This is a genomic window from Halpernia sp. GG3 (assembly GCF_052976925.2).
The window spans coordinates 424,088-446,890 of record NZ_JBRIIR020000006.1 but is presented as its reverse complement, the minus strand read 5'-3'; the positions used below and the strand labels follow the sequence as shown (position 1 = coordinate 446,890).

Annotated in this window: 24 protein-coding genes, 1 tRNA gene and 1 pseudogene; 4 read left to right on the top strand and 22 right to left on the bottom strand. The window is 34.2% G+C overall.

Annotation, left to right across the window (positions count from 1 at the left end; translation table 11 throughout):
* Positions 1 to 29 precede the first annotated feature (29 nt).
* From ACVBED_RS03140 to ACVBED_RS03120, 5 genes are all read right to left on the bottom strand, one after another.
* Positions 30 to 806 carry a polysaccharide deacetylase family protein gene (locus ACVBED_RS03140; protein WP_447121119.1) on the bottom strand — a complete coding sequence of 259 codons (777 nt, stop codon included), beginning with the start codon at positions 804 to 806 and terminating at the stop codon, positions 30 to 32.
* A gap of 3 nt (positions 807 to 809) precedes the next feature.
* The gene (locus ACVBED_RS03135) at positions 810 to 1,739 is read right to left on the bottom strand and encodes a glycosyltransferase family 2 protein (protein WP_447121118.1); all 930 of its coding nucleotides are present in this window, start codon (positions 1,737 to 1,739) and stop codon (positions 810 to 812) included.
* A gap of 17 nt (positions 1,740 to 1,756) precedes the next feature.
* A complete protein-coding gene (locus ACVBED_RS03130; RefSeq protein WP_447121117.1) occupies positions 1,757 to 2,929 on the bottom strand; it encodes a glycosyltransferase family 87 protein in 1,173 nt (390 codons plus the stop codon).
* Between the two features lie 182 nt (positions 2,930 to 3,111).
* Positions 3,112 to 3,924: a 2,3,4,5-tetrahydropyridine-2,6-dicarboxylate N-succinyltransferase gene (locus ACVBED_RS03125; protein ID WP_447121116.1), complete on the bottom strand. Its 813-nt coding sequence runs from the start codon at positions 3,922 to 3,924 to the stop codon at positions 3,112 to 3,114.
* A gap of 37 nt (positions 3,925 to 3,961) precedes the next feature.
* A complete protein-coding gene (locus tag ACVBED_RS03120) occupies positions 3,962 to 4,501 on the bottom strand; it encodes a C40 family peptidase (protein ID WP_447121115.1) in 540 nt (179 codons plus the stop codon).
* Positions 4,502 to 4,653: 152 nt separating this feature from the next.
* Here ACVBED_RS03120 and ACVBED_RS03115 point away from each other — a divergent pair.
* From ACVBED_RS03115 to ACVBED_RS03105, 3 genes and pseudogenes are all read left to right on the top strand, one after another.
* Positions 4,654 to 5,125, top strand: a pseudogene (locus ACVBED_RS03115) (carboxymuconolactone decarboxylase family protein).
* A 93-nt stretch (positions 5,126 to 5,218) separates the two neighbouring features.
* Entirely contained in the window at positions 5,219 to 5,533 is a 315-nt protein-coding gene (locus ACVBED_RS03110) for an EthD family reductase (RefSeq protein WP_447121114.1), read from the top strand.
* A gap of 70 nt (positions 5,534 to 5,603) precedes the next feature.
* Positions 5,604 to 6,407 (top strand): haloacid dehalogenase type II, encoded by an 804-nt coding sequence (locus ACVBED_RS03105; protein ID WP_447121113.1) that lies wholly within the window; start codon positions 5,604 to 5,606, stop codon positions 6,405 to 6,407.
* Between the two features lie 11 nt (positions 6,408 to 6,418).
* On the opposite strand, the gene ACVBED_RS03100 is transcribed toward ACVBED_RS03105, so the two are convergent.
* The 13 genes from ACVBED_RS03100 to ACVBED_RS03040 form a co-directional block, all read right to left on the bottom strand.
* Complete coding sequence (locus tag ACVBED_RS03100; RefSeq protein WP_447121112.1) at positions 6,419 to 7,273, bottom strand: sterol desaturase family protein; 855 nt, start codon at positions 7,271 to 7,273, stop codon at positions 6,419 to 6,421.
* Positions 7,274 to 7,276: 3 nt separating this feature from the next.
* The gene (locus ACVBED_RS03095) at positions 7,277 to 7,603 is read right to left on the bottom strand and encodes a hypothetical protein (protein ID WP_447121110.1); all 327 of its coding nucleotides are present in this window, start codon (positions 7,601 to 7,603) and stop codon (positions 7,277 to 7,279) included.
* Complete coding sequence (locus ACVBED_RS03090) at positions 7,603 to 9,039, bottom strand: dihydrolipoyl dehydrogenase family protein (RefSeq protein ID WP_447121108.1); 1,437 nt, start codon at positions 9,037 to 9,039, stop codon at positions 7,603 to 7,605. Before ACVBED_RS03090 ends, ACVBED_RS03095 begins: the two co-directional genes overlap by 1 nt.
* A 6-nt stretch (positions 9,040 to 9,045) precedes the next feature.
* On the bottom strand, positions 9,046 to 9,744 hold the full coding sequence (locus ACVBED_RS03085; RefSeq protein WP_447121107.1) for a TIGR04283 family arsenosugar biosynthesis glycosyltransferase: 699 nt from the start codon (positions 9,742 to 9,744) through the stop codon (positions 9,046 to 9,048).
* Entirely contained in the window at positions 9,741 to 10,367 is a 627-nt protein-coding gene (locus tag ACVBED_RS03080) for a TIGR04282 family arsenosugar biosynthesis glycosyltransferase (protein WP_447121106.1), read from the bottom strand. The genes ACVBED_RS03085 and ACVBED_RS03080 overlap by 4 nt, the downstream gene beginning before the upstream one ends.
* Positions 10,364 to 11,173, bottom strand: coding sequence for a purine-nucleoside phosphorylase (locus ACVBED_RS03075; protein WP_447121105.1), 810 nt, complete (start codon positions 11,171 to 11,173; stop codon positions 10,364 to 10,366). The genes ACVBED_RS03080 and ACVBED_RS03075 overlap by 4 nt, the downstream gene beginning before the upstream one ends.
* A 9-nt stretch (positions 11,174 to 11,182) precedes the next feature.
* Positions 11,183 to 12,250 carry an arsenosugar biosynthesis radical SAM (seleno)protein ArsS gene (arsS, locus tag ACVBED_RS03070; RefSeq protein ID WP_447121104.1) on the bottom strand — a complete coding sequence of 356 codons (1,068 nt, stop codon included), beginning with the start codon at positions 12,248 to 12,250 and terminating at the stop codon, positions 11,183 to 11,185.
* Between the two features lie 84 nt (positions 12,251 to 12,334).
* Complete coding sequence (locus tag ACVBED_RS03065; RefSeq protein ID WP_447121103.1) at positions 12,335 to 12,670, bottom strand: arsenosugar biosynthesis-associated peroxidase-like protein; 336 nt, start codon at positions 12,668 to 12,670, stop codon at positions 12,335 to 12,337.
* A 250-nt stretch (positions 12,671 to 12,920) separates the two neighbouring features.
* Complete coding sequence (locus ACVBED_RS03060; RefSeq protein ID WP_447121101.1) at positions 12,921 to 13,349, bottom strand: DUF6789 family protein; 429 nt, start codon at positions 13,347 to 13,349, stop codon at positions 12,921 to 12,923.
* A 4-nt stretch (positions 13,350 to 13,353) separates the two neighbouring features.
* Positions 13,354 to 13,788 carry an OsmC family protein gene (locus ACVBED_RS03055; protein ID WP_447121100.1) on the bottom strand — a complete coding sequence of 145 codons (435 nt, stop codon included), beginning with the start codon at positions 13,786 to 13,788 and terminating at the stop codon, positions 13,354 to 13,356.
* A complete protein-coding gene (locus ACVBED_RS03050) occupies positions 13,772 to 14,398 on the bottom strand; it encodes a peroxiredoxin-like family protein (protein WP_473094463.1) in 627 nt (208 codons plus the stop codon). The genes ACVBED_RS03055 and ACVBED_RS03050 overlap by 17 nt, the downstream gene beginning before the upstream one ends.
* Positions 14,399 to 14,411: 13 nt before the next feature.
* Positions 14,412 to 14,870 carry a hypothetical protein gene (locus ACVBED_RS03045; RefSeq protein ID WP_447121098.1) on the bottom strand — a complete coding sequence of 153 codons (459 nt, stop codon included), beginning with the start codon at positions 14,868 to 14,870 and terminating at the stop codon, positions 14,412 to 14,414.
* A gap of 131 nt (positions 14,871 to 15,001) precedes the next feature.
* Positions 15,002 to 15,544, bottom strand: a complete 543-nt coding sequence (locus ACVBED_RS03040; protein ID WP_447121097.1) for an RNA polymerase sigma factor — start codon at positions 15,542 to 15,544, stop codon at positions 15,002 to 15,004.
* A 186-nt stretch (positions 15,545 to 15,730) separates the two neighbouring features.
* Here ACVBED_RS03040 and arsM point away from each other — a divergent pair, with 186 nt between their 5' ends.
* Positions 15,731 to 16,699 carry an arsenosugar biosynthesis arsenite methyltransferase ArsM gene (arsM, locus tag ACVBED_RS03035; RefSeq protein ID WP_447121096.1) on the top strand — a complete coding sequence of 323 codons (969 nt, stop codon included), beginning with the start codon at positions 15,731 to 15,733 and terminating at the stop codon, positions 16,697 to 16,699.
* A 97-nt stretch (positions 16,700 to 16,796) separates the two neighbouring features.
* On the opposite strand, the gene ACVBED_RS03030 is transcribed toward arsM, so the two are convergent.
* The 4 genes from ACVBED_RS03030 to ACVBED_RS03015 all read right to left on the bottom strand — a co-directional run bounded on the left by ACVBED_RS03030 (position 16,797) and on the right by ACVBED_RS03015 (position 22,803).
* Positions 16,797 to 16,870, bottom strand: a tRNA-Ala gene (locus tag ACVBED_RS03030).
* A 131-nt stretch (positions 16,871 to 17,001) separates the two neighbouring features.
* The gene (locus ACVBED_RS03025; RefSeq protein WP_447121095.1) at positions 17,002 to 18,411 is read right to left on the bottom strand and encodes a TolC family protein; all 1,410 of its coding nucleotides are present in this window, start codon (positions 18,409 to 18,411) and stop codon (positions 17,002 to 17,004) included.
* 16 nt (positions 18,412 to 18,427) lie between these two features.
* Positions 18,428 to 21,574, bottom strand: coding sequence for an efflux RND transporter permease subunit (locus ACVBED_RS03020; RefSeq protein ID WP_473094462.1), 3,147 nt, complete (start codon positions 21,572 to 21,574; stop codon positions 18,428 to 18,430).
* Positions 21,574 to 22,803, bottom strand: a complete 1,230-nt coding sequence (locus ACVBED_RS03015; RefSeq protein ID WP_473094461.1) for an efflux RND transporter periplasmic adaptor subunit — start codon at positions 22,801 to 22,803, stop codon at positions 21,574 to 21,576. Before ACVBED_RS03015 ends, ACVBED_RS03020 begins: the two co-directional genes overlap by 1 nt.

The following is a 22,803-nucleotide window of genomic DNA, read 5'->3' as shown; positions in this document are numbered from 1 at the left end:
TTCATTTTTAAATTTTTTAAAAGGCGATTTCATAATTTTATTTTATTTTGAAATTCATGAATTGTTAAGAATCTTTCACCTCTAGCGTTTAACCACTTTAAATAATTGTCAAATCTTTCTACCATTATATTTCCTGTGTTTTTGGTAGTGAAATTCGGTAATTTAAACTCAGGATTTTTAATATCTGAAAATTCCCATGGATGAAAATATAAATTTAAATAACCGTCTTTTTTCAATGCTATTTTAGACAAAAATTTGTAAACATTTAAAGGAAAATTATGAAAACTCAACCAAAATAATGGAATTCGAAAATAAGTGGAAACTGAAGCGGGAATTTGCAATAAATTATTTTCTTTAAAATATGTTCTGGAAATTTCTCTATTGTCATATCTTCCTGGTATGTAAGTTGGATTTAGAGATGAATTGTAGGAATAACCTGCATTTAAAACATCATTTACAGCAACGGGAGCTAATCTTGGCATCCGTAAACCTATGACTTCTGCATCAAATAATGCACTCAGTTCTAATCTTGAATTTTTTAAATCTTCAACTTCAAATTTTGAATGAAACCAAGTGTGAGAAGCTAGTTCATGATCTTCTGAAAGTAATCTTTTAATTAAATCTTGATTTTCTTTAGCAAAGATCACGGTCGAAAAAAAGGTGGCTTTTGCATTATGTTTTTTTAGTAAATCTAAAATTATAATTAAACCGTTTCTAGAAATTTCTATTTGCTTTTTAAAAGAAATTTTACCTTCATATTCAAAAGGCATATCAAATTCTTCAATATCAAAGGACAGTAGCACCATTTTTTAAAAATTTTTACTTCGTACAATATAATTTGGTCTCTCTTTTACCTGTTTAAAAATTTTACCTAAATAAATACCAAAAATGCCTAAAATTATTAATTGAAGACCACCAAAAAAAACGACGGTCATAATCAATGACGCCCAACCAGAAATTTCGGTGCCCACAAAAAATGCATGAATTACATATGGAACGTATATAAAAATTGACAAAATAGAAAAGAAAAATCCCAAATAAGCCGCTAAATAAAGTGGTTTAACGCTAAAAGAAGTTATTCCGGTAAATGCAAATTTCATCATTTTCCTAAGATTATAGCTGCTTTCTCCAGCAAATCTTTCGTTGGCGATGAAGGGAATACCAATCTGTTTGAAACCCATCCAAGTTGAAAGACCACGCAGAAACAAATCAGATTCCTGCATATTTCGCATTACATCTACAACCGAAGCGTCCATTAAACGGAAATCTGAACCGCCGCCGGAAGTCAAATTAACATCTGAAATACTGGATAAAAATTTATAAAAATATTCTGACGTTTTACGCTTAAATTTTGAAATTTCTTTTGGGTATTTTCTAATGGTGTAAACGACATCGAAACCCTTTTCCCAGGCCGAAATCATCTCAGGAATTAGTTTTGGTGGATGTTGTAAATCACCATCCATTGAAATTACTGCATTTCCTGTAGCAAAATCGATACCTGCTTTTACAGCAGGTTGATGACCAAAATTCCGAGAAAATTCTAAATATTTTACTTCTTCAAATTGAGCGGAAAGTTGCTCTAAAACTAACTGTGATCCGTCTCGACTCCCGTCATTAACAAATATAATCTCTAATTTATAATTGGGTAAAGCGGTAAAAACTTCACTTATTTTTTGATGGATAAGTTCTAGATTTTTCTCTTCATTAAAAACAGGAATTACAATTGAGATTTTCTTCATTAATAATTTTTTAAAATTTAATTTAAATTATAATCTTTACTAAAATCTTTTACCATCAATTCATAAATCACTCTAAACCAAACGATAACACAAGGTAAGGCTTTTAAAGAGTATTTTTGAATATAATTATCTTTAATATTTCTAGGAAACAAATCTGAAGTGGAAAAACAAGTAAAAATTAAAACAAAAAATAATAAAAATATAGCGAATGGTGTTTTTTCTTTTTGAATAATAAACCAAATCATCACGCCAGTTACCGCAATAATGAAAGTTGGGGATTCTGAACTTGAGCTAAACAAAACGAGAAACAATAAAGTAGAACATAAAATCATAAGCTGAAAGGCAACTTCTTTATATTGCTTAATTCTTAAATAAGGCAAGCCAAAAACAAAAATTCCCGGAAGTAGAAAATATAAATTTGAAATACTTGCATCGCCTAAAATCCTTCGTACGATTCCCATTATCGAAAAATCTTGCATCGACGTCAACGATTCATTTTCAATATTTTTACCTGAAAGTGAAATGTACCAATCATAATAAGATTGTAATCCAAAATGTAAGCTGGAATATAACATTGGTAAAATTAAAAATAAAATAAAAAATACTGCAAATGACAGAATAAATTTCATTTTGTTCTTAATAAAAAAAAAGCCTGAAAGACCAACAATACCATAAATTTTTACAAAAAACCCAATTAAAATTGCCAGCACAGATTTTGTTTCTTTCTTCTCATAAATATAAACCATTGATAAAATGAGCAAACCGGTTAAAGCTATATTAAACTGAACGCTTAATGCAGCCGTGATAAATTCTTGCAAACATAACCACGCAACAAAAGATTTTTTAATATTAGAAATTGGTAATTTACTCAAAGCAAAAACAAAAATAAGTGCGTTTGCAACATTCCAAAGTGGCATCCCTAGCCAATCTGGCAAAAGCGCAAAAGGCGCAATTAAAATTCCGAAAAATACACCATAATGATTGGCATCAAAAAATAAATCGGGATGTTGTAGAAAAATATTTTCTTTTTTTAAACTGCTGAGGAATACATTTTTAAACAAAAAATAATTGTTATAAGCCTGCGGTCCACGAAAATATTTTGCCAAAGCTGAAACGAAAGAAAGCAAAAGATAAATCCCAAAAATAATTTTAGGATTTGAAATCAGTTTTAAAAATTTTTCTTTTATCATTATTTTTTGGATGAAAACACCTGTTTTTATAACACATCGCATTATAAAATAACCATCTGCAGCCCGACTTGAGTGGAAATCCTTTTTTGTTTTTTTACAGCGCTATAATTGTTTAAAAAAAAACAAAAAAGATTGGGAACGGAAGGCGGAAATCGCTGCCCAAAAACTTAAAAATTTATTTATTAAACGGCCACATTATTTTCTCTTAAAGCATCATTCAAAGACGTTTTTTTATCGGTTGATTCTTTTCTCTGTCCAATAATTAAAGCGCAAGGCACTTGAAATTCTCCTGCTGGAAATTTCTTGGTGTAACTTCCCGGAATAACAACTGATCGCGAAGGAACTCTACCTTTAATTTCAACAGGTATATCTCCTGTTACATCAATAATTTTTGTTGACGCGGTAAGAACAACATTTGCGCCTAAAACCGCTTCTTTTTCTACGTAAACACCTTCTACAACGATACATCTGGAACCTATGAAAACATCATCTTCTATAATTACCGGTGCAGCTTGCAAAGGTTCTAAAACTCCACCAATACCAACTCCACCACTAAGATGAACATTTTTACCAATTTGTGCACAACTTCCGACAGTTGCCCAAGTATCTACCATTGTTCCTGAATCTACATATGCGCCAATATTTACGTAAGAAGGCATTAAAATTACACCTGGAGCGATAAAAGAACCTTCTCTAGCAACGGCAGGCGGTACAACACGAACGCCTTTTTCTGCGTAATCTCTTTTTAAAGGCATTTTATCATGAAATTCAAAAGGTCCAACTTCAATAGTTTCCATTTTCTGGATTGGAAAATACATGACAACTGCTTTTTTCACCCATTCATTTACTTTCCACCCATTTTCTGTAGGCTCCGCCACGCGTAAAGTTCCTGAATCTAAAGCTTTTATAACTTCACGAATTTTCGACTGGCTATCGGAATCTTTTAATAATTCTCGATTATCCCAAATATTTTCAATGCTTTCCTGTAATGACATTTATTTTTTAGTTATTTTAATTAATATAATATTTAAGTTATAAAACTCTTCGCGCAAAAAGAAAAGCTTTGTTCCAATATTTTTCATTTAAAGATGAAATTATAACGCCTTTTGAAGTGGAAGCGTGAATAAATTTTATCTCACCATCATTCCCAATATCATGAACTATCCCGACATGCGTCACGTTACTTCCACCAGCTGTTGCGAAAAAGATTAAATCTCCCGGCTCCACTTCTTTTACAGCGATCGCCTCGCCAGCTTTTGCCTGATCTTCTGATCTGCGAGGAAGGTTCTCATTATTTTCTGTATAGACTTTTACCGTATAGCCAGAACAATCAAAACCAGAGCTTGTATTTCCGCCATATTTATAAGGTGCGCCGATGTATTTCTCAGAATCTTTCAAAAGTTCATTCCTTCTGGAATCTAAAGCGCCTCTAAAGTTAGAATTGAATGTTTTTAAACCCTCATCTTTTACAACTGATTTTTTATAGGGATTTCTTTTTACCACGATATTTTTTGAACTACCGCAAGAAGCGAGAAGTAAAATGAATGGTAAAAACAAAAATAATTTTTTCATATAGTGCAAATCGATTTTCAAATTTAGTGAAAATTTAAATTTAATAAAATTCTATTATTTATAAAAAAATTTAAATAAGTAAAATCACAAAAAAAGAAATCAAAGATTTTATAGAAATGACCTTTAAAAACCTTTAGTTTTTTTTATAGAATATGACAACACTAAAAATTCATGATCTGGAAACTGCGCCAGAAGAAAGCAGACCTTTTTTGGAAAAATTCCAAAAAGCAAACGGTATGATTCCCGGTTTACACGACGTATTAGCGGGAGCATCAGGAATTCTGGAGGCTTACCAAAATCTTCATGATTTGTTTACCCATTCGTCATTTAACAAAGACGAGCAAACCGTAGTTTGGCAAACGATCAACGTATAACATTAATGTCATTACTGCGTTCCTGCCCATACGGGAATTGCAAAAATGATAAAAGTAGTTGATGGTATTACCGACGCATTGCGCAATGAAACTCCACTGAAAGATCCTAAATTAGAAAAGACAGGTGCTCGAAATTATCTTGGGATTGTCCCAAAAAACCATCAGTAATTATGTCAACCATATTGCAAATACGCCGATCGATGAACCTTTCCAAAAGTACGCATGGTCAAAAAATGATTCGAAGTCTTAATTTATAAAATAAAAAATAATCACCCATAATAATTCTTCTTGAAAAAGGGAAGGATTATTGATGTCTTAGCTAGCAATTTTAAAATTTAAAAACATGATTAAAGTATCGATATTTTATCCAAATATTAAAGAAGTTAAATTTAATGCCGATTATTATCAAAACAAACATTTACCGATGATTTCTGAAAAACTTGGCGATGCACTGAAAGGTTTGGAGTTAGATTTAGGAATTGGCAGTAGAAAAGATAGAGAACCCGCACCTTATGTTGCGATTGCAAACCTTATGTTTGAAAATGTTGCCGCTTTTAAATCTTCTTTTGGTCCACACGCAGAACTATTTGCTGCAGATGTTAAGAATTATAGCAATGTAAGGGGAGAACTTCAAATAAGCGAGGTCATAAAATTTTAAAAATATGAAAGCGAAATTGAAAAATTTTATCTCTTTCCTTAATTAAAACGGCTGGAGAAAGATTAAAAATATGAGAAATAACAGAAGAAACTTTATAAAAAAATTAGGAATTATGGGAGCAGCAGGAGTTTTAATGCCAAACTTAACCTTAGGAAAAGTACTTGCAGAAAATCAAAAAGATCTAACAAAAAGTAAACGGCCAAAAGTCTTATTTTTTGACGTCAATGAAACGCTTTTAGACCTTACCCAGATGAAAAAGCAAATTGCAGAAGAATTGAATGGTAGAGAAGATTTACTATCTTTATGGTTTACCACGATGTTGCAATATTCTTTAGTAGTCACTGCAGGAAGGCAATACGAGCAATTTGGAAATATTGGCGCCGCCGCTTTGCAAATGGTTGCCGCAAATAATAATATAACGATCTCTCACGAAACATCCAGAGAAGTTGTCGTTAATGCATTGCATGGATTACCGGCTCATCCGGAAGTAAAATCTGCACTTGCTGCCTTAAAAAAAGACGGTTACAAATTGGTGTCTTTTACCAATTCCTCCAACGAAGGCGTGAAAAAACAGTTTGAAAGTGCGGGTTTAACGGAATACTTTGAGGAACGTTTGAGCATTGAGGATATTGGGAAATTTAAACCCTTCGCAGATGCTTATGATTGGGCAGCGCGGAAAATGGGAGCAAAACCGGAAGAATGTATGCTCATTGCAGCACATGGATGGGACGTCGCAGGTGCAATGTGGGCTGGTTGGCGCGCTGCTTTTATCAGCAGACCTGGACAGCAATTATTTCCTTTAGCACCACTTCCTGAACTTAATGAGAAAGATTTGACTAAAATTTCAGAAAAACTTTTGGTCTTTGAAAAATAAGATATCTTTTGTTACTTTTTTAAATTACCTGCATCATCTTTTTCTAGCATTTTCGTGTCATCTTTCCAGGGACGGATTTTTGTAAAAGGTAATTTTAAAAGTTTTAGAAAATTTAATTCTTTTATATCGGGATAGACCGGCACACCAATTCTGATGCGATGCTGTGGAATATTGAGCCTAATCGTACTGTGCAATCTATCCCAAAATGAAAAAATAATGGAATAATTGCTGTCCGTTTCCTGCTTTTTCATACTGTGATGGATGCCGTGCATTCGAGGCGTCACGAAGATTTTATTGATTATTTTTTCAAATTTAAAAGGAAGTTTTAAGTTGCTGTGTTGAAATTGATTGGAAGCATCAAACGCGATCTCGTAAATCAGTACCATCAAAGGTGAAACTCCAAAAAGCAAAACAGCCATTCCACGGAAAATGATCGAGCCTATCATTTCGCCAAAATGAAAGCGAAAAGCGGTGGTCAGATCTAAATCTAAATCCGTATGGTGAACCAAATGAAAACGCCACATCAGCGGCATTTTGTGCAAAATAACGTGCCAGATATAGTTGGAATAATCTAGTAGGAAAAATGCTATTATTCCCTTTACCCAGATAGGCGACTCGTAAAAATAACCAAGGCCAATTTGCCAGCGTTCATTTTCATAAGCCAGCCAAACCATAATCGGGATAAAGGCAAGACGCATTAACGCAAAAGACGGCATGGATATTCCGAAATTGATGAAAATACGTTTCCAGCGGTTTTGCACCCTTTTCCTCAAGGAAAATTTAGTTTCAACAATAAATAAAAGTATAAAAATTACCACTAAAATGGCGGTACCATAAATATCAAAAACTGAGCGGATAAGTTCCATTAATTAAAAAATTTTTGTTTTGGATTTCACTTTTTTTAAAGTAGAATATACCCCGTAAATAACCATCAAAGCAATAAAGACATAGACCCAAATCGGGATATTTTCTCCTACAATAATTAAATAAAGATAAGCAGAAATAAAGAAAAAACCGGTGAGTAAAGCAGTTAAAGCGAACGGCTTTTTACTTTTAATTCTTTTAATTGTTTGAAATAAAAACAGCGAAAAGAATGGAATTGCACCAATATAAATCGCACCAAAAATGTAGGGATTCACGTTATATTTTGCGCCCAGACTTAAAAACCAATCTTTAAAAAGTAACCACCACTCCATTAACTAAAAATTTTAAAAGCAGTCTGCAATAGTTTATTCACGGTTTCTGTTAAACTTTTTTCTTTATAATTGGTAATGATTTGCTGGTTAATTCTGGAAGCGACAGGGTAAGGATAAATTTTATTAAAAATAGAATTAATGGACAGGTTACTGGTATTCGCCAAAATTAATTCTTGGATTAAATCGCCGGCATTAGGCGCAACCATAGAACCACCCAATATTTTTTCTTTAGTAAATAATCCACCTTTGCTGATGTATAAAACCAATTTTGAATATTGGTAATTTCCAACTACGGCGCGGTCATCATCCTTGAAATCCTGCTGTAATTTGCTATAGGAAAGACCCTTTTCTTTCAACTGCTTTTCGTTGAAACCAAAAGTTGCCAATTGTGGCTCTGTAAAAGTGACCCACGACATATTTTTATTGTCAAATTTCTTTTTGAGAGGCGAAAAAAAATTGTTCAGTAAAATGCGCCCGTGAAATTCCGCCGCATGGGAAAACATCAAATCACCTGCAATATCGCCGCATAAATAAACGTTTTTATTGGTCGTACGCAAATATTGATCTTTCACGATTTTGTTATCTCTAACTTCGATTCCAGCGCTCTTTAAATTTAAAGATTCCAGATTTAATTCTCTGCCCACCGCGACAAAAACTCCATCAAAATCCACTTCTTTCGACTCCGATTTATTGACTTTTAAAAGTGCGGTATTTGCAGTAATAAATTCCTCAACCTTAGCATTCATAATAAAATCAATACCTTCTTTTTCTAATTGAATTTTAAGAATTTCTGTGAGATCTTTATTGTCATTCTCCAAAATACTGTCACCATGCTGAATTACTGTTACTTTACTTCCAAGCCTACTCATAGCCTGAGAAATTTCTATTCCGATCGGTCCACCACCGATCACCAATAAATTTTCGGGAAGTTCTTCAATATTAAAAATACTTTCATTATCATAGTATTCTATTTTTTCAACGCCGGAAACTTTTAGTTTTTTAGGACTTGAACCGGTTGCGATGACGATTTTTTTTGCGGAAAATTTTTTTCCGGCAACTTCAACTTCATTTTTTCCTGAAAAACGTGCTTCACCTAAAGCAACATCAACTTTCTGTTCTCTTAACCATTCCGCGTTTTCATGTTTGCGGATAATTTCCTGTCGCTGAAAAATATAGTCTGTGGCTTTTTTAATATTAATTTTTCCGCTTACTTCTAAACCAAAATTAGACGCTTCTCTCGCATTATGCGCAATTTTTGCAACGTGGATTAGTGCTTTGCTCGGTACGCAACCGTCGTTAAGGCAATCTCCTCCGATATCTTGATCTGATTTTGAAACCATCAAAACTTTAAAACCGGTTTTCGCCATAAAAAGTCCGACGGTTAAACCGCCAGATCCTGCGCCAATTACAATTACATCGTATTTCAAAGTTCCCATTTTCTTTTAAAGTTTAGAGTTTTGGATGAGTTTTTTATAAATTTTTAATAATTTTTCCTGAGAATAACCCATGTAATATAAAAACCAAATTTTAAAAAAAATGCCCTGCATGCGGTAAATTCCATTGTCTAAATATTTTCTTGCAGAAGTGATTACCGCGCCGTCCATCACCAAAAACATACCGTATTTTTTTATTCTCGATATGATTTCCTGATCTTCCATCATCAGTAAATTTTCATTAAAACCGCCAGATTTCAAAAAAACTTCTTTCGTCACGAATAAACTTTGATCCCCAAAACGAATGGCATTTACATCAAATTTTGTGAACCACGCATTCGCTTTTAAAAACCAATGCTTATAATCAAATTCTAACCTAAAGCAGCCGCTTTTATTGTTACTTTTAAAAGCATCAAGAATTTTTTCTGAAAAATTTTCCGGTGGAATACTGTCGGCGTGTAAAAAATAGATGATCTCGTTTTTTGCTTGTGATGCACCGAAATTCATTTGTGCAGCGCGACCTTTTTTCGGGCTTAAATAAACATTTGCGCCGGCCATTTTTGCCAAATTAATTGTTTTATCTGTACTTTGTCCATCAGAAATAATAATTTCAGAAACCAACTTTGCTAAATCCCGTTTTTTAACCTCTAAAATAGTTTTCGTTATTTGGTCTTCCTCATTAAAAGTAGGAATTACCACGCTGATCATACTTTTTTAAATTTAGAAAGATCAAGATTTTCAAAATGTATCAAATCTTTTTCTTCGTCGATATCTGAAAGTTCCGGCAATAAAAAATAAGATAAATTATTTTCTTTCAAATGCTCTATCGTTTGACTTAAAACCTGATCTGTACTCCACTTTATGTTTTTAAATAAGAATGAATTTTCGGATTTCATTCCTAATAAATAATAACCGCCGTCTAATGCGGGACCAATCACAATATCAAAATCTTTCAATTTTTCGTAAGCAGTTTCTAAAATATTATGATTGACATCAGGACAATCTGTTCCGATGAGGATAACTTTTTGATCTGAGAAATTATCAGTGTTTTTAAAAACCTTAGCAAAAGCATTTCTCATTCTTTCGCCTAAATCGTCTCCGGTTTGAATTTTTTTATCATAGAAATCATTCCGCCAAATATCATCCTCAATAAAAGAAGAGTAATAGACGAATTTTTCCGCTTCTAAAAATTGAATATTTTGATACAACGTTTCTAAAAGTTGGTTATAAATTTCCATCGCCATTTCATTTCCCAAAGTCGCAGCAAGCCGCGTTTTTACCTGACCTTCAATCTTGTTTTTAGCAAAAATAATCAGTGCATTATCTTTCATAACTGCATGATGGTTTCAATGAAAAGTTGTGATAATTTTTTATCTGCTTCGCCGGCAACTTTAATGATTTCGACAATATTCACAGGTTTCAGATTGTCAGGATCACATTCGTCTGTAATGACAGAAACTACCGCGCAAGGCAAGTTGCAATGATTGGCAGCAATTACTTCGGGAACAGTCGACATTCCTACTAAATCTGCCCCAATTATTTTTAAATAACGGTATTCTGCTCTCGTTTCCAGATTGGGACCGTCCACTGCGGCATAAACTCCTTTTTTTAAATTTATATTTAATTGATCGGCAACTTCCAGAAGTTTTGCTTTCAAATCATTGTTGTAAGGTTCGCTCATATCGGGAAAACGACCGCCTAATTCATCAAAATTTTTACCGGTTAAAGGGTTTCCTTTTTGAAGATTGATATGATCATCCAGTAAAATAAGATCGCCTTTTTTAAAATCAGTATTAATTCCACCCGCTGCGTTGGATAAAAATAAAGATTTCACACCTAAAAGTTTCATTACGCGCACGGGAAAAACGATTTCCGCCATAGAATAACCTTCGTAAGCGTGAAATCTTCCCTGCATAATGAGGACATTTTTATCACGCAATTTTCCATAAACCAAATTTCCTTTGTGAAATTCTACAGTTGAAGTACAAAATCCCGGAATATCAGAATACGGAATCGTGTTCTCAATTTCGACTTGATTTAAAATTTCCCCAAGACCGGTACCCAAAACAATTCCTACTTCCGGATTGGTGATTTTTTGTTGGATCAAAAATTTTTTCGCTTCGTTTAATTCTTCCATAAATTTATTTTATGTGACAGTGCCGCCACAACTGGAACCGTCTCCTGCAGTACATCCGTAACAATGTTGACCGGTTTTTATTAATCTGTTATTTAAATTTTCCAGACGAAATTCACTGATATGTTCCGACCCGCCGTTTACTTTCATTTCAAGCATTTGGTTAAAATCGCAATCGTATAAAAATCCGTCCCAACCGACCGAAATGGTTTGCCTGCACATTACATTTCCCACCGCTGCAGGATTGTACGCTTCTACTAACTTTTGCATGTAAGATTCGTAATTTTCTGACTTTATGAGGTAGGAAAGAAAACGGCTGATCGGCAAGTTGGTAATGGCGAACAAATTATTAAACGTAATTCCAAATCTTTGAAACAACGCATCTTTATATTCTTTTTCGAGAGAAATTTGTGAGGGTGGTAAAAAGGCACCTGCCGGATTATACACTAAATTAAGCATCAAACTGGAATTTTCTTTACCGTAGCCAATTTCATTCAGCATTTTTAAAGCCTCGATGCTTTTTTCGAAGACGTGATTTCCCCTTTGTCGATCGGTTCTGTCTTGTGTGTAAAATGGCAAAGAACACACGACTTCCATATTATTTTCCTTATAAAAATTTGGTAAATCGTAATATTTTTTATTGGCTAAAATTATCGTCAAATTGCAACGAACAATGATGTGGCGATTTAATTTTTTAATTTCTTCCACAAAACATCTGAAACCAGGATTCATTTCTGGTGCGCCACCCGTAAGATCAATTGTAGAAATAGTTGGATTGTTTTTTAATGCATTAATGCATTGCTCCATTGTTTCATGTGTCATGATTTCTTTGCGATCTGGACCTGCATCCACATGGCAATGTTCGCAAACCTGATTGCACATTTTGCCCATATTGATCTGCAAAATTTCAACATTCCTAGCAAGTATCGGAAATTGCTTGGTTTCATTAATTTTAGCATCAAAAGCAGCCAATTTTCCACCTTCAAATTCTGGATATTCTAAAATTTGTAATTGCCGCTGTGCATTTGACAAATTATGATGTTGCCCAAGCAAAGATATTTTTCGTTCTTTTTTTACCATTTATTTTTTCTAGGAAATTATTTTTAAATAAAAATTCTATTTTAATTGTAAAAAATATGTCCTTTATTACTTGTTAATTTATAATTACATCGAAATTTTTTTCACTTTTTCCATCATTTGAACTCCATGAACCAGCGACGCGCCGCCACGAATGGCACAAGCAACGTGAACTGCCTCCATCATCTGACCTTCACTCCAACCTTTTTCGTAGGCATCAACGCTATAAGAATCGATACAATACGGACATTGCACAGCATGAGAAACCGCTAATGCAATCAATGATTTTTCCCGTGCGGTTAATTCGCTATCTTTAAAAACGTCGCCATAATAATCAAAAAATTTATCGGCTAAGTTTTTTTGGAAATCGGCGATATTTCCAAATTTTTTGAGGTCTTCCGGTTTGTAATAAGAATCTGACATATTTTAAGATTTTAAATAAATATTAGATGAAAAAACAATATTGCTCGCAAAGTTTAAATTTACAAAAAAAAGCAGTATTTAATAAATTACTGCTTTTTTGAGAAATTTCTGAGTTGGTTTTTAAAGTTTAGAAATTAAAAAATAGATTACCAATCCCAGCATCAAAATTAATTTGACATTACACCAAGTCAATTTAAATTTCGGGGCTACTCTTTTGCAACTGTCTGTTGAACATTCCATTTTAAAGATTTTAATTATTAACTTGAGAAACTTCGCCTACAGTATTTGCAACTGCCATTCCGAAAATGATGTGCCCAACTAATGCGCCCATTATCATTAACATCATTGAACCTTCCATTTTTGGAAGAGGCATCATTGTACTCATGATCATCATCATCATAATTGCAAAAATGAATGCTAAAACGCCAAAAACTGCACCTTTCGCCCAAAGGTTACTAATATTAACGTTGAAAAGATAAGTGTAAGCCAAGGCGAAAACTATACCTATCATAAAATGCATTATCCAGCCGACGAAAATCGGCATTCCCATCATCCCTGAAAGCATTGCTGGTGGTGACATTTTGGGCATTCCCATCATTGGTGCGATCATCATTACTACAGTCATAATAACAGTTCCGATAATCCCTGCTAAAATTGATTTTTGAATTCTTTTGTCCATAATTTTAATTGTTTGTTGTTTCTAATTTAATATTTTCCAATTCTGTAATTGCGTCGATATTCCATTCTCCAGTTAACTGACGGTGAACATAGCAGTGATTGGCTTCTTTATAAAGTTCCTCCTTTTGTTCCTGGGAAATATCTCCGTCTATTTCTATGGCGACTTTTATATTTGTTTTTAAGCCGTCATTTCCATGTTTTACTTCTTGTGTGAGTTCCGCTCTCACTTCACCGATTATCCAACCATTCTTCCGAGCCATAAACCTTATGGTTGCAACTTTGCACATTGCCAATCCACTTAAAACTAATTCCGAAGGTCCAAACCCTAAATCTGTACCGTGGCCTTTTAGAGGTTCGTCTCCGATGATGGTATGTTTCCCATTGGTAATAATGCTTTGATAGCCGTCGTCTAAATTTTTTATTTTAATTACTGTTGCCATTTTCTTTATTTAAAGTTTTTAAAACTGCGAGAAGCATATCGCCGCTAATTCTTTCTTTATAATTCGGATTGATAAATTCAAATAAAATTTTTCCCGCTTTATCAACAACCATTACGGTTGGAACTGGTAGAACTTCTGAAGTCTTGCCTTTTTGTCCTTTTGTCGCAATGTAGGTTTTCATCACCAATGGTGTTTGAAAAGAGATTCCCATTTCCTGAATTAATTTTCCATCTTTATCGGAATACAAAGAATATTTGATGCTGTCTTTATCTTCTGTATTTTTTAAATTCTGGTAATCATCCGGACTTATGGCTATAATTTGATAGCCTAAATCTAGAATTTGCTGTTCAATTTTCACCAAACCTGAAAGTTGCAAATTACAATACGGACACCAACCGCCGCGGTAAAAAACAAGAACCGTTGGCTTCGATTTAATCACAGAACTTAGGTCAATATTTTTACCCTCGCTATCCTGAAGATTGGCTTTCGGTATCACTTCACCAATTAAAAGTGGACTGATATTTTCTGCTTTATCGGGGATTTGCGCCGAAATACTTGTTGCGCCCGAAATACAGAAAAATGTTAGAAAAATTTTTGCGAGGGATTTCATATTGTTTAATTTTTTACATTTTCGCTTTACAACTTGCGTCACAAACATGACCTTTTTCGCCATGCGCTGGATTTAATGCAGTTTTGTAGGCTTTCACAATCTCTTCATTAGAATCTGCAAGACTTGCGCTGGAAATTAACATTTTAGACTTCGCATTTAAAAAATAAATCATTCCAGTTCCGTTATTCATTTTTGAAAATGAAGCAATCCCCGCTTTTGCTAACATTGCGTTAGAAACTGCTTTCGTTTTATCATTTGAAAGATCGTTCACCACGAATTGTAAATCTTTGTTCTGCATCATCATTGGCATTAAATCTTTTTCTACTCTCGGTCCATTGGCTTTGCAGATCGGGCACCAGTCCGCTTTATTGAGTACGGCAATTACTTTCGCGTTATTTTGTGCCTGTGCGGTAAACATTCCGATCATCGTTAATATGATCACTAATCCGATTTTTTTAAATGTTGAAATCATTTTGTTTAGTTTTAAATTATGATTGTCATTATTAACAATCTATCTATTAATACCAGAAAAGAAAAAAAATCACCTAATAAGAGTGATTTTTTTTAAATTATATTATAAGTAATTGATAATCAGCGTAAAAATTAATTTTTCACTTCGTCATCTTTTACTTTCCTAATTTGTTCTACACATTTATGCTTTTGATTTTGTGCATTGTGTTTGGTAGAATAGCCGTATTCCTTTTGAATCTGATCGATACTTTTTTCCTTGAAAAACATATCGTGAATAAGTCCCTGACAATGTTGCGAAATCTGGTGGATCAATGTTTGAAGTTTGTCTTTAAAGGATTTTTCTTCTTCGATGGCGTTATCTATTGCTTCATAAAACTGATTATCGTGCACATCTGTGAATTCTATTTCCCTTCCCATATTCCGCAATTTTTTAAACCACTGGTTTTTACTGATTGCCATGATATACGTCTTCATCGAAGCCGTTAATTCAAAGTCATCTTTTCGAAGTTTCTCAATTAAAATAATCATTGTGTCTTGAAACAGGTCTTCAGCATCATCGGCTGTACCTCTATTGTTGGTCACAAAACGGTTTACCATTCCGAAATACTCTTTGTAGAGTTGTCCGAAAGCAGCATTATTTTCACCTTTTAAATCGCATAAAATTTCATTATTCATTGAAAGAGTTTTAATACGTGATTATTTTAAAGATTTCATGGTCACAATATTACTTTAATTAAAGCAAAATTAAAAAAGTTTAGTAAGCAATTAAAAATGTACAAGTCTAAATTATTGTAAATTTATAAAAATTTGTGATCAAACAAAATCATTAGATTTTGCAGAATTAATAATAAAAATAATTGGATGAGTTATTTAGAGGCGACGAACAATCTTTATAAAAATGCGGCATTAACACCAGATGTTGGTCTTTGCTGCACTACCACGCCAATTTGGAAATTCCCTGGATTAGAAATTCCAACCATTATGCAGGAAATGAATTACGGCTGTGGAAGCACGATTTCTGCGCAGGATTTGATTAATAATCCAAAAGTACTTTATGTGGGTGTTGGTGGCGGAATGGAATTATTACAGTTTTCATATTTTTCCCGTCAAAAAGCCGGCGTGATTGGCGTTGATGTAGTTGATGAAATGCTGGAGGCTTCGCGAAAAAACTTTCTTATCGCTGAAGAACAAAATGACTGGTTTAAAAGTGAATTCGTAGAACTGCGAAAAGGTGATGCCCTAAATTTACCAATCGAAGATGAAAGTATTGATATTGCGGCGCAAAATTGTCTGTTTAATATCTTTAAAGAAGAAGATTTAAAAAAAGCATTACAAGAAATGTATCGAGTTTTAAAACCACACGGACGACTGGTGATGAGTGATCCAACTTGCGAACAGGAAATGAATGAAACGCTGCGAAATGACGATCATCTGCGCGCCTTATGTTTAAGTGGAAGCATCCCGATTGCTGATTATATTAAAGCCTTGACTGATGTTGGCTTTGGTACTGTTGAAATTCGTGGTCGTCGTCCGTATCGTATTCTGGATCCTGAAAATTATCCAACTGATGAATTAATTTTTATCGAGAGTATTGAAGTTTGTGCGATTAAAGATCCAATGCCAAGTGACGGACCCTGTGTTTTTACAGGAAAAGCAGCAATTTATTATGGTAAAAGTGATTTGTTTGATGATAAGAAAGGACATGTTTTAATGAAAAATCAACCTTTAGCGGTTTGTGATAAAACTGCTACGGCATTATCAGGTTTGGAAAGAAATGATATTTTCATAAGCGAAAGTACTTATCATTATAATGGTGGAGGTTGTTGCTAAATATTTAATAATAATTGAAAATAAGTTCATAAAACTAAAATCTGATAGTGATGATGGTTTGAAGTTTTTCTTATCAGTGGTTTAAAAATTTAAATAGTGGAGGATATCGGGATCGAACCGACCACCTCTTGACTGCCAGTCAAACGCTCTAGCCAGATGAGCTAATCCCCCAAAAATTTAGTCTTGCAATAATAAAGAAAAAAAATTAATTTTAGGTCGAATAAATATCAATTTTAAAGTCAATTGTTATGAATTGTAAAATTGCACTTTACCAATTCGTGTATTTATAAATTACCAACAAACTATTTCCAGCCTCCACCTAAAGCACGATACAAATCTATATTTGCTTTCATTTTCGTGTATTGTGCATCAGAGATATTTAGTTCAGCATTTAATAAATTTACACTCGCATTAATTACTTCAAGATAATTTGCAAGTCCATAATTTACCAATTCCTGGCTATAATTCACAGATTTTCTGTACGCTTCTTCTTCCTGCATTTTCAATGCAATGAAATCATCTTGTGAATTATATCTTTTTAAGGCATTTGAAACTTCCTGTCCAGCATTAAGAAAGGTTTTACGGAAATTTAAATAAGAAATTTGCTTATCAGCTAAGCTAACTTCATACTGCGTTCGGATCTGTCTTTTATTTAAAATTGGTTGCACTAAACTGCCTACGAAACTTGCAAAAAGTGAATTGGCACTAAAAAATTTATCAAAATTTCCACTTTGGAAACCACCGTTCGCACTCAAATTAAAATTGGGATAAAAATTAGCCTTTGCCGCGTCAGTTAAAGCAAACGCATTCATAAGCTGAAATTCTGATTGCGCGACATCGGGGCGGTTTGTCAATAGTTCTGACGAATATCCTAAAGAAATATCCTTTGTAAACTGTGATGTTTTAGAGCCAGCCCGTTCAATCTTTTGGGAAGGAATAGCAAGTAAAATACTGGTGGAATTTTCTAATATTTCTATTTGAGTATCTAAATTTATCAGCATCGCTTTTGCATTAAACACAAGAGCCTCACTTTGCTGAACGGCAACCTCTGTAAGATTTCCCGCAACTTTCAAAGCTTTGGTCGTTTCAAGGTTTTTATTTCTTAAATCTATAGTTTCCTGAATGATACGTTTCTGCTCATCTAAAGTTAAAAGTTGGTAGTAATTAGAGGCAATACTTGAGACCAATTCACTTTTTATATTTTTATGCGCTTCTACACTTCCTAAATAATTTGCCAGTTGTGCTCGTTGCTGAGCACTTAATTTTCCCCAAACATCTATATCCCAACTCATATTTGCACCAAATTGGAAATTATTATTAAACTTCCTACTGCCAATAATTTGTCCGAAACTTGAATTCAAGGATTGTGTCTGTAACGTGTAGGTTGGCCCGACCGATAAAGTAGGTAAATAGGCTGATTTAGATTGTTTTAAAAATGCTTCAGATATTATAATATTTTGAACAGCAATTCTTACATCCAGATTATTTTCTAAACCTTTGGCAATATACTTTTGCAAAATTGGATCAATGAAAAAGTTCTTCCAGGAAATCTGGGCAATTGTTATACTGTCTTTAGGTAATAAATCAGTCCGGTAAATATTTTCGTTAAATTCTTTTGAACGCACATATTTCTCTCTCGTGCCGCAAGAAGCCAGCGTAAATGCAACAACTACAATAAGCACGAGAGTTTTTATATTTGAAATAAATTTCATTTTTTCTTTTTTAAAATTATTCACCTAAGTTTAATTCTTCCTTTTTAAGAGGCTTAATTTTCTCTTGTAATGTTTGAAAAATCACAAACAAAACTGGAATTGCAAATAAACCAAGACAAGTCCCCACAAATAAACCTGCAGCAGCACCAGTTCCAATGGATCGGTTACCGACCGAACCAATACCTGACGCAAAAACCAAGGGCATCATCCCGAAAATAAAGGCGAAAGATGTCATCAAAATTGGTCGGAGTCTGGCTTTTGCCGCATTAATTGCTGCTAATGCGATGCTTTCGCCATGATGCCTCCTCTGAACGGCAAATTCCACGATCAAAATTGCATTTTTTGCTAATAAACCGACAAGCATAATCAGGGCGATCTGAAAATATATATTATTTTCTAGACCTGCAATACTTTGACCCATATAAGCTCCGAAAACGCCTAGAGGAAGGGAAATAACTACTGCAAGTGGTAAAACATAACTTTCATATTGCGCCGCTAAAATAAAGTAAACAAAAACCAAACTTAAAATGAAAATTAATGCCGTTTGTGAAGTAGAATTTATTTCTTCCCGGGAAAGACCAGTAAATTCTACGGAATAATTTGACGGCAAGGTCTGCGCGGCAATTTCTTGTACTGCCTTAATTGCATCACCGGAGCTGTAACCTGCTGCATTGCTTCCTGTAATATCTACCGAAGTAAAAAGGTTATATCTACTAACCGATTGCGGCCCAAAAGATTTATCGAAAGTCACAAATTGAGAGAGCGGAGCCATCGCGCCAGAGGCGGTTTTCACATAAATACTGCTCAGACTTTCAACACTTTTTCGCATATCCGGTAAACCCTGAACAATTACCCGAAATTGCTTTCCATATTTTGTAAAATCTGCAGCATAAACACCACCTACATACCCTTGAACTGTAGATAAAATTTTATCTACAGATACACCACTTTCTATAGCCCGAGGTACATTTACATTTAATGTATATTGGGGAAATTTAGTATTAAAGGAACTGGTGGCGAACTCTATTTCAGGTCTTTTTGATAAAGCACCGAGAAATTTCTGCGTATTGGCATCTAGATCTTTTAATTCACCACCAGATTTATCTAAGAGTTCTACAGTAAAACCAGAGCTTGATCCATATCCGGGAACAGATCCAGGTTGAAAAAATACAATCTTCGCACCTGAAATTCCAGCCGCAGAACCAAATAAATTTTTAGTAATATTTTCTATGGATTGGTCAGAATGTTTTGCCCTTTCTTTAAAATCACCTAATTTTATAAATGCCAAACCGGAATTACTGCCATTTCCAGATAAGAATCCACGACCAGTTGCAATTGTCATTGCTTTAACACCAGCAACCTTCACCACTTGTTTTTGCAACTGATCAAGTACAGAATATGTTCTTTCCATGGATGAACCTGCGGGAAGTTCAACATTACAGAAGATAATTCCACGGTCTTCTTTTGGTACAAACCCCGCAGGCATTGAAGAATTTGCCCACCAGAATAATCCTCCGGCAACGCCGAATATCAATAATGTTGCCCATTTATGTCTCAAGAGAAAAATGAAACCCTGTCCGTATTTTCTTGTTGCGGTTGTAAAACCAACATTAAATTTATAAAAGAATTTCTGAGCAATATTTTTATCTTTATAAGCCTGATCATGATCATTGGCTTTTAAAAATATAGCACAAAGAACTGGACTTAAAGTTAAAGCATTAACTGCAGAAATTAAAATTGCAATAATTAAAGTGATTCCAAATTGCTGATAAAAAACGCCGGTGGGACCTGTGATAAAAGTAACTGGAATAAAAACCGCAGACATTACTAAAGTAATTGAAATAATAGCACCAGTAATTTCATTCATCGCTTCAATAGTTGCAACTTTTGAATCTGAAACACCCTGTTCAAGTTTAGCATGAACTGCCTCAACGACGACTATGGCATCATCTACCACAATACCAATAGCTAAAACCAGAGCAAAAAGGGTAAGTAAATTTAGAGAATAACCAAATAAATTTAAAAAGAAAAAAGTACCAATAATCGAAACCGGAACCGAGATTGCCGGTATTAAAGTCGATCTTAAATCCTGTAAAAATATAAATACCACGATGAAAACTAAGACGAAAGCTTCTAATAAAGTTGATAAAACCTTCTCAATAGAAGCATTTAGAAACTCATTGGTATCAAAATTAACGACGTAACCAATTCCTTTCGGAAAAGTTTTTTGGGCATCATTTAAATAAAGTTTAATATTATCAATGATTTCTTGTGCATTGGATCCCGGAGTTTGAAAAATCCCAAGACTTATGGAAGGATTGCCACTACTTTTTCCAATACCAGAATATGAAAGTGCATCCAACTTAACTTTTGCCACATCCTTCAAACGAAGATATTGGCCGTTTCCCAGGGCTTTTAAAATAATATCATCATACTGACCCGCATCACTAAATTTTCCGCGGTATGTAATGGTATACTCAAAAGTGCTTCCACTATTTGAACCAATTTGCCCCGCTGCGGCTTCCCTACTTTGTGAATTAATAGCATCCGTAACGTCCGCCGGCTGCAATCCGTAAGAAGCCATTTTTGCAGGATCTAGCCAAATACGCATTGCATAAGTTTTACCGCCAAAAACATTGGCGTCACCAACTCCATTTACCCTTTTCAGACTTGGGATTACATTTATATTTAAATAATTTTGTAACCAGACATCATCTAGATTTTTATTTTTTGTATAAAATGTGAGGTACATCAAAGCGCTGCTATTCTGCTTTTGAGTAATAACGCCAGATCTTGTCACCTCACTTGGTAAAAGAGGTGTTGCACGTGCGACCTTATTTTGAACATTAACTGCCGCGATATCAGCATTCACCCCTTGTTTAAAAAACACATTAATACTTGCAGAACCATCATTACCGGCCGAAGACTGGATATAATCCATTCCTTCCACGCCATTGATTTGTTCTTCCAAGGGGATAACAACACTTTTCATCACAGTTTCTGCGTTGGCACCCGAGTAACTTGCGGACACCTTTACAGTTGCAGGCGCAATATCCGGATATTGTGTTACAGGTAGTTTTTGCAGGCCTAAAACTCCCAAAATTACTATCATAATGGAAATTACGGTCGAAAGAACTGGTCTGTTTATAAAATTCTTAATCATTAAAATATAGGCTTTATAGATTGAATCATGTCCTCCATTTTCACAGGCTGTTCTTTAATTTTACTTCCGGATTTTAAACCTGCAAAACCTGATGCAATAATTTTATCACCTTTTTTAAGTCCAGATTTTATAATTGCATAATTATCAATTCTGTCCTGAAGTTTAATAACAGAATTTACAGCGGAATCTTTCTCAATTTTATAAATATATACCAAACCTTGTTCTTCATAAGTTGAAGCTTCAGGAATGACTAAGACATTATCATAGTTAGTCGGTAATTTTATAATTCCACTATTGCCATTACTCAATAATTTATTTGGATTCGTAAAAGCTACTTTAAACTGGATAGTTCCGGTTTGCCGATCAACTTGACCAGTCACCGTTTCTATTTTACCTCTCTCATCATAACTGCTTCCATTTGCCAATTGTAAATCAACCATCGGAAGATTTTTAATTTTTTCCGCAACAGTTGTACCTTTTGCATTTTCTAAAAAGTCAAAATATTCTTTTTCATTCATCGTGAAATAGGCAAAAACTGAAGAAGTGTCAGAAATTGTAGTTAATGCGGTTGCATCTGCAGGACCAACTAGACTACCAACTTTTAAAGGTAACTTACCTACAACCCCGCTTATCGGTGCGCGAATTATAGAATAGTCAATATTTGCCGCAATACCCTTATAATTAGCTTGTGCCTGCGAAGTTCCAGCCTGAGCTTGCTGTTTTGAAGCTTTAGCTTGCTGAAGCATTGCATCGGCTTTCGCTAAATCAGCCATTGCAGTTTGCAACTGAACGTTACTAATGATATTTTTCTGGACTAAAGGTTTCAGTTTGTTAACTTCAACCTGCGCAGCATTTACAGAAGCTGCGGCCGCCTGAATATTTGATTCTGAAGCAGAAACATTAGCTTGAGCAGCGGAAATACTAGATTTTGCTGCTGCCGCATTTTGGCTTAAAACGTTTGTTTCTAAGCGAAATAGTGGTTGACCTTTTGTAACATATTGACCTTCAGTCACCAGAACTTGCGTAATATAACCCTGTATTTTCGCACGAACATCGTTATTAATAATTCCTTCAATACTTGCAGGAAAACTTTGGTAACCGACTAAACTTTTGGTCTCCACTTGAACTACGGGAAAAGCTTTTGGGCCGGTATCTTTCGGTGCTTCCTTTTTCTTACAAGATGTCAAAAAGGCTAAGACAGCCACAAATAAAATTAAATGTGATTTCAT